Here is a 6052-nt window from a genome sequence, read left to right on the forward strand (position 1 = left end):
CGCGCTGGCCGAGTTCGAGCGAGAGCTGATCGCCGAGCGCACCGTAGCAGGGCTTGCGTCTGCGCGGGCACGTGGCAGGAAAGGCGGTCGGCCGTTCAAAATGACGGCAGCCAAGCTGCGCCTGGCAATGGCGGCAATGGGGCAGCCAGAAACCAAGGTCGGCGATCTGTGCCAGGAACTCGGCATCACGCGGCAGACCCTGTATCGACATATTTCCCCCAAGGGAGAATTGCGCCCCGATGGCGAGAGGTTACTCAGTCGAGTTTGATGACAAGACAGCAGTTACAGTAGAGGAAAATGCGGCGACTGGTTGAGTCAGGATAACCTGCCCGTTATCGCTTGAACGCCAGTAACAAAACGCCACCAGCAACCATCGCAATACCAGACCATTCTCTGAGTGACGGACGTTCACCCAGAAATGTGAACGCAAACACCGCCACCAAGGCAAGACTGAATTTATCGACCGGCGCGACCTTTGAGGCATCGCCTATCTTGAGTGCACGGAAGTAACATACCCATGACGCTCCGGTCGCCAAGCCTGACAGCCCGAGGAAAAGCCATGTCTTAGGGGACAGCTCCAAGGGGTTGGCCCATTTTCCCGTGTAGGCGACAAACGCCGACAGGACGACGATGATGATGGCCGTTCGGATCAAGGTAGCCAGATCGGAATCAACTCCCTGAATGCCCACCTTGGCAAAAATGGCCGTCAGCGCCGCAAACACAGCCGACAGCAGCGCCCAATAGAACCAACCAGTTGAAGTAACCAATTCGCTACACTCTTCTTTTCTCAAGTCATTGCTTCGTGGGAACGATAACGGAAACCTTTAAGCCGGTTTGCTGAGTTTCGTCCACGAAATCGAGGCGTATTTCTGCGCCGATGCGATGGGCAATCGTTTGGACGATGGATAACCCTAGGCCCGAACCAATCTGCTCGCTGCCCAGCGTGCGGTAGAAGGGATCAAAAACCCGATCCCGTTCTGCCAACGGAATGCCGGGCCCACTGTCTTGAATACGCAGCACCGCCTTCCCATCCGACACTTCCACCGAAAGATCGACCCGCCCTCCCTCTGGCGTGTAGCGGATGGCGTTATCGACCAGGTTCTTGACCACGGCGATCATGTCCAGCTCGCTCACCCACACGTCGGCGTCCTGTGTGCCTTCGACCCCAATGTCGATGTGCTTGGCCTCGGCCAGAGGCATGAGGTCTTCCAGCACGCGGCGGTAGATGCCTTGGACGGAAACCGGCGACTTCGGCGTATCAGTGGCCGACTGCGCCTTGGCCAAGGTCAGGAGTTGATCCAGCAGGCTTCGGCCGCGCTCGATCCCTTGGCGCAAGACCGTCAGTCGTTCACGTGCCATCCCGGACATTTCCGCATCTGCCAGCCGCTCCGCTTGCAGCGAAAGGGCGGTCAACGGCGAGCGCAGTTCGTGCGCGGCATCCGCCACAAAGCGGCGCTGAGAGTCCATTGACTGGCCAACGCGGGCGAGCAATCGGTTGATGGCCACGGCAAACGGGCGCACCTCGACCGGAAGGTGACGGTCTTCGACGGGGTGCAGTTCCTGCTCGGCCCGCAGGTCAATTTCCTTGGAAAGTGCCGCAATGGGGCGGAACATCTTGCGCACCAGGTCAGCGACTATCAATAGCAATACCGGCACGAGAATCAGGAAAGGCATCACGGTGCGTAGCGCGCCATCGCGGGCGATTTCATTGCGGAAACCCGCTTCCTGCGCCACCGCGATGCGTTCACCGGCAGCCGTGGTTTTGACCAGCACGCGGAACGACTCGCCACCGATCTCCAGCGTGTGCAACCCATCAGCCAGTGTCGTAGGCAAGGGAAGCGTGCCGCCTGCATCCACGCTTGCCTCAGATGGATTGGCTTCGCCCAAGTACTGGACGATCACGCGTGATTCTTCATCGACATCTTTGGGGCGAACATCGGTCGTCGGCGGGGCCGGTGACAGGCGCTGCCGATCCATGAGTTGTGCCACCTGGCGTAGAACGTCGTCCTGTAGCTCATGGGCTTCGTCGAAGGCCGACAGGAACGAGAAGATGCCCGCCACGATGGCAACCACGAGGATGGCTAGCGACAGGGTGAAGGACAGCTTGAGCTGAACCGACTCGTTCAGGCGTCTTTTGAGACCATCCATCCGACCCCCCTGACGTTCTTGATGACCTCGCTGCCCAGCTTGCGCCGCAGTGCATGGATCAGAAATTCGACGGCGTTGCTTTCGACCTCTTCCCCCCAGCCGTAGATGCGGTCTTCCAGCTCGCTGCGCGAGAGGATGGCTCCCGGCCGAACCAGCAAGGCTTGCAGCAGCGAGAACTCCCGGTTGGACAGTTGCACCGGGGAGCCACCGTTAACGCTGGCTTCTTTTGTGGCCGGATCGAGCGACACCACGCCATTGGTGAGCGCGGGTGATGCGGTGCCGCCCTTGCGCCGCATAACAGCGCGCATCCGAGCCAACAGCTCCGCCATCTGAAAGGGCTTTGACACGTAATCGTCGGCTCCGCCGTCCAAGCCACGCAGGCGGTCATCCAGTCCATCACGCGCCGTGATAATGAGCAGAGGAACCGGGTTGTCCTTGGCGCGGATGCTGGCCAGCACCTCCAGTCCATCCTTGCCGGGCAAGCCCAGATCGAGCAGAACTAGGTCATAGTGCTGGCAACCCAGTGTCGTGAGGGCGGTCTGCCCGTCCTTCACCCAATCGGTGGCGTAAGACGCATCCTTCAATGCGCCCTGGATCGCCTCACCGATCATGGGGTCGTCTTCGACCAGCAATACCCGCATTCCCTCTCCTTTCAATCGTTGTTCAATGCGCGGTCCGGGCTGCCCTCTGCCTAAACAGTAGGATCGCGGTCAGCATGAAGGCCAGCAGCGCTGCCGACGCTGAATAGCGGCTCAGCGCCAGACCTCCCGCGCTCAGCGGCTTGTCCAGAAAGTCGCCGACCACGGCTCCCAGCGGGCGGGTCAGGATGAACGCCGCCCAGAACAGCAGCGTGCGGGACACGCCCGTCCAGTAGTAGGCTGCGACCACCAGGGCAAGCAACCCACTGAACACGACGGCCGCGCCGGTGTAGCCCAGGCCCGCCGTATCCGCCATCCAGTCACCCAACGCCGTGCCCAGCGTCTGCGAGAACATGATCGTCAGCCAGTAGAACGCTTCCGCCTTGGGTGAGCTGACGGTGCTCACTGATACGGAACCGAGGGTGCGATGCCAGACGAAGAGCGAGACGAGCAACAAGGCCAGCAGCAGGCTCGAACCGCCAGCGTACCCGATTCCGAGCGAACGATCCGCAAAGTCGGCCAACGTCGTGCCGACCGTGGTGGTGGCGATGATGGTGGTCCAGTACAGGAAGGGGTGGAAGCCCTTGGCCTTGACCTGCGCGACGACGGCAGCCAGGAAGATCACCGCGAAGATGCCGGTGCCGACCAGATAGCCCAGGTTCATGGACATCGAGACGGCATCGCCGCCGGTCTCGCCAAGCGTGGTTGCTGCAATCTTGATGAGCCAAAAGCCCAGCGTGACTTCGGGCACCTTGGCCAGAGCGTATTCAGTGGATGTTTTCATGGGGCACGCTCATGGGTCAGGCTTTACCTTCGAGCGTGTCGAAGGTTTTTAGCAAAGCACCCATCGCAGCCTTGCTGTCAGCTTGGCTTGGCGTATCGGCACGCAACGCAGACAACGCCTTGTCGATGGCTTTGTCGAGCACATGCCAGTCGTCGGCAGCGCGCGGTTTCAGTCCGGCCTCGGCCGAATCCCAGGCCACCTCCAAATCCTTGATGCGGGTCTTGGCGGCGGGCAGATCACCCTTGTCTACGATGGTGGACACGTCAGCGGCGATGCTGCGAAATGCGGTCAAGTCGCCCAGCTTGGAAGCGGCTTTGCTTGGCGATACCGTGCTGGCATTGGCAGACGGTGCAGAGGCGGTGCTCGCGCGGCCTTGGTCGGCAGGCTTGGAGCAGCCGGTGGCCAGGGCCACGAGCGCCACCGCCGATACGGTGGCGACAAGGCGAGCGATAGAGTGCGTATTAGGCATGATTTCTCCTTAGAAATTGGGAAGAGGGTTACTCGGCGGCCTGGGCGGAGCGGCCCGCGTTCATGCTGAACTGCGCAACGGCCACCAGCATGACGATGACTGAGAGGAAGAGGGCGCTGGTCCACATGGCCCCCATTCCGAGGCCGCCATAGGTCTTGGCCTGAGTCAGCAGGTCGCCGAGCGCAGCGCCGAAGGGTCGGGTCAGGATGTAGCCGATCCAGAAGGTCAGCACGGCGTTGCCACCCATACGCCAGGCGGCATAGGTAATGCCGATCAGCGCGCCGAAGGCGACTGCGCCCCAGGTAAAGCCCAAGCCCAGTGCCTCGGTCGCCAGATCGCCGGCAGCAGTGCCCAGCGCAAACGTGCAGAGGATGGCTGACCAATAGAACAGCTCCCTGCTGCGCGTCACAATGTCGTGGATAGACAAGGTACGTTCAACCCGATACCAGACAAAGAAGATCGCGGCGAGCGCCACGGCGAACGCCGAAGTGCTGATGTACAAGCTGACGCCCAGGCCGTCGGTCAACAGGTCGGTGATCTGGGTTCCGACCACGCTGACCAACACGACCGTTAGCCAGTAAATCCAAGGGGTGTAGCGGCGGGTACGCAGTTGAGTGAATAGGGCGACTGCCAGCAAAGCGGCCATGACGGTGCGCGTCAGGCCCTGGCCAAAGCCCGCGTTGACCGCCAGGAAGTCGGCCCCCGTCTCGCCCACCGTCGTGGACATGATCTTGATGATCCAGAACGACAGCGTGACTTCAGGGACTTTGTTGAGCCAGTCGCTTGCTCTGACCGTAGGCAAATTGTTCATGGTGTTCTCCTGCCGAGGTAAAAGGAATTGCCGCCAGTCTGACCAGGCAGACTTAGCCCATCCATAGGCTCACTCGCGCACCCATCCCAGCGCGATCAGTCTGCCGAACAACAAACAATGGATACGGGTCGCCAGCCGGTAGATCGGCCCCAGATACCACCGTGCTTCGTGCAACGTCAGCACGGCACTGAGCGCCGCGACCGCGATGGCACCAAGCATGTCCAGCGGAAAGTGAACCCCCAGGTAGATGCGTGACCAGGCGATGGGGAGGCCAAACAGCGCCAAAGCGACGCCAGCCCTTCGCAGTCCTCGCTGTAGCAGAAAGCTGACGGCAACCGACCACCACAGCGTCAGGTGATCGCTGGGAAATGACGAGTCGGCAACATGGGGAATGAGCGTATGACCCAGCCCGATCATGAAAGGCCGGGGATGCGACCAAGCCAGGCCGATGATTTGGTTGGTCAGCAGCCCAAGCAGGCCGGATGCGGTAGCGACCAGCAGCGCTTTGCGGGTGTTCACATTGCCCCGCAGCCAGCCGATGCCGATCAGAATCGGGACGACCCAGATGAGCCATTCCGCAAAGAAGGTGGCCAGCGTCACCACCAGAGCATTCGGGTGTTCAGGCGCGTTGAGCCATAGGAAGAATGTTTGGTTGAGATGTTCCATGAAGTCTCCGGGCCGGATCACGGCGTCATACGCGATCCGGCCACACTGGCAGGCGGTCAGTCTTGCTTGTCGTGGTCGTCATCGTGATCCGCCTTGTCCTCGGCAGACGAGATGACGGTGCCCTTGTCGGCATCGACCCGGACATCGAAGACCTTGGCCCCGCTGACGACTTCCACGTCATAGACCCAGCCTTGCTTCGAGTTTTCGTACTCGGCGCGCGATGCCTTGCCATTGGCGTGCTGCTCGGCAACGGTGACGGCCTGGGTGAGCGGAACCTTGGCCTTGGTGATCGCTAGGGCGTCGTTTTCCATCCCGCCCTTGGCGGCATAAGCGACCGCACCGGTCGTAGCAATGGCGATGGCCAGCAGAGAAAGTTTGGTGTAGCGGTACATGATGCGTCTCCAGAAGCGTGCAGGGATTTGCACGGTGGAGAAGTTACGCAGGCAGACTTAGCTCGCACTGAGCCAAGCTGTTTTTGCGCTTACGGGCATAGTGCTATCGGCTCCTAACACTTCGTGCAGTCGCCTTTTGAAAAT

The 6052-nt window shown here is 60.8% G+C and carries 9 protein-coding genes; 1 reads left to right on the forward strand and 8 read right to left on the reverse strand.

The features are described 5' to 3' along the window. Positions 1-268, forward strand: a 268-nt coding sequence (locus ABWL39_RS20625) for a recombinase family protein (RefSeq protein ID WP_367796039.1), incomplete at its 5' end; no start/stop codon positions are given. Between the two features lie 64 nt (positions 269-332). Here the strand turns inward: ABWL39_RS20625 and ABWL39_RS20630 are convergent. From ABWL39_RS20630 to ABWL39_RS20665, 8 genes are all read right to left on the reverse strand, one after another. After that, complete coding sequence (locus ABWL39_RS20630; RefSeq protein ID WP_367796051.1) at positions 333-767, reverse strand: EamA family transporter; 435 nt, start codon at positions 765-767, stop codon at positions 333-335. 25 nt (positions 768-792) lie between these two features. Then, positions 793-2148, reverse strand: coding sequence for a HAMP domain-containing sensor histidine kinase (locus ABWL39_RS20635; protein ID WP_220787996.1), 1356 nt, complete (start codon positions 2146-2148; stop codon positions 793-795). After that, positions 2124-2789 carry a response regulator transcription factor gene (locus tag ABWL39_RS20640; RefSeq protein ID WP_034389816.1) on the reverse strand — a complete coding sequence of 222 codons (666 nt, stop codon included), beginning with the start codon at positions 2787-2789 and terminating at the stop codon, positions 2124-2126. Before ABWL39_RS20640 ends, ABWL39_RS20635 begins: the two co-directional genes overlap by 25 nt. A 22-nt stretch (positions 2790-2811) precedes the next feature. After that, on the reverse strand, positions 2812-3570 hold the full coding sequence (locus ABWL39_RS20645) for a hypothetical protein (protein ID WP_220787997.1): 759 nt from the start codon (positions 3568-3570) through the stop codon (positions 2812-2814). 16 nt (positions 3571-3586) lie between these two features. Further along, a complete protein-coding gene (locus ABWL39_RS20650; RefSeq protein WP_034389812.1) occupies positions 3587-4039 on the reverse strand; it encodes a hypothetical protein in 453 nt (150 codons plus the stop codon). 28 nt (positions 4040-4067) lie between these two features. Next, positions 4068-4850 carry a membrane protein gene (locus ABWL39_RS20655; protein WP_034389810.1) on the reverse strand — a complete coding sequence of 261 codons (783 nt, stop codon included), beginning with the start codon at positions 4848-4850 and terminating at the stop codon, positions 4068-4070. Positions 4851-4919: 69 nt separating this feature from the next. Continuing rightward, entirely contained in the window at positions 4920-5516 is a 597-nt protein-coding gene (locus ABWL39_RS20660) for an undecaprenyl-diphosphatase (protein ID WP_367796046.1), read from the reverse strand. 56 nt (positions 5517-5572) lie between these two features. Beyond that, positions 5573-5908 carry a PepSY domain-containing protein gene (locus ABWL39_RS20665; protein ID WP_034389806.1) on the reverse strand — a complete coding sequence of 112 codons (336 nt, stop codon included), beginning with the start codon at positions 5906-5908 and terminating at the stop codon, positions 5573-5575. Between the last annotated feature and the right edge of the window lie 144 nt (positions 5909-6052).

Source organism: Chitinivorax sp. PXF-14, from assembly GCF_040812015.1.
Taxonomy (GTDB): domain Bacteria; phylum Pseudomonadota; class Gammaproteobacteria; order Burkholderiales; family SCOH01; genus JBFNXJ01.

What these genes read in the sequence shown, in the direction of transcription:
- ABWL39_RS20665 (WP_034389806.1), bottom strand. Translation starts at nt 5,908, where the DNA reads ATGTACCGCTACACCAAACTTTCTCTGCTGGCCATCGCCATTGCTACG.
- ABWL39_RS20645 (WP_220787997.1), bottom strand. Translation starts at nt 3,570, where the DNA reads ATGAAAACATCCACTGAATACGCTCTGGCCAAGGTGCCCGAAGTCACG.
- ABWL39_RS20635 (WP_220787996.1), bottom strand. Translation starts at nt 2,148, where the DNA reads ATGGATGGTCTCAAAAGACGCCTGAACGAGTCGGTTCAGCTCAAGCTG.
- ABWL39_RS20650 (WP_034389812.1), bottom strand. Translation starts at nt 4,039, where the DNA reads ATGCCTAATACGCACTCTATCGCTCGCCTTGTCGCCACCGTATCGGCG.
- ABWL39_RS20655 (WP_034389810.1), bottom strand. Translation starts at nt 4,850, where the DNA reads ATGAACAATTTGCCTACGGTCAGAGCAAGCGACTGGCTCAACAAAGTC.
- ABWL39_RS20640 (WP_034389816.1), bottom strand. Translation starts at nt 2,789, where the DNA reads ATGCGGGTATTGCTGGTCGAAGACGACCCCATGATCGGTGAGGCGATC.
- ABWL39_RS20660 (WP_367796046.1), bottom strand. Translation starts at nt 5,516, where the DNA reads ATGGAACATCTCAACCAAACATTCTTCCTATGGCTCAACGCGCCTGAA.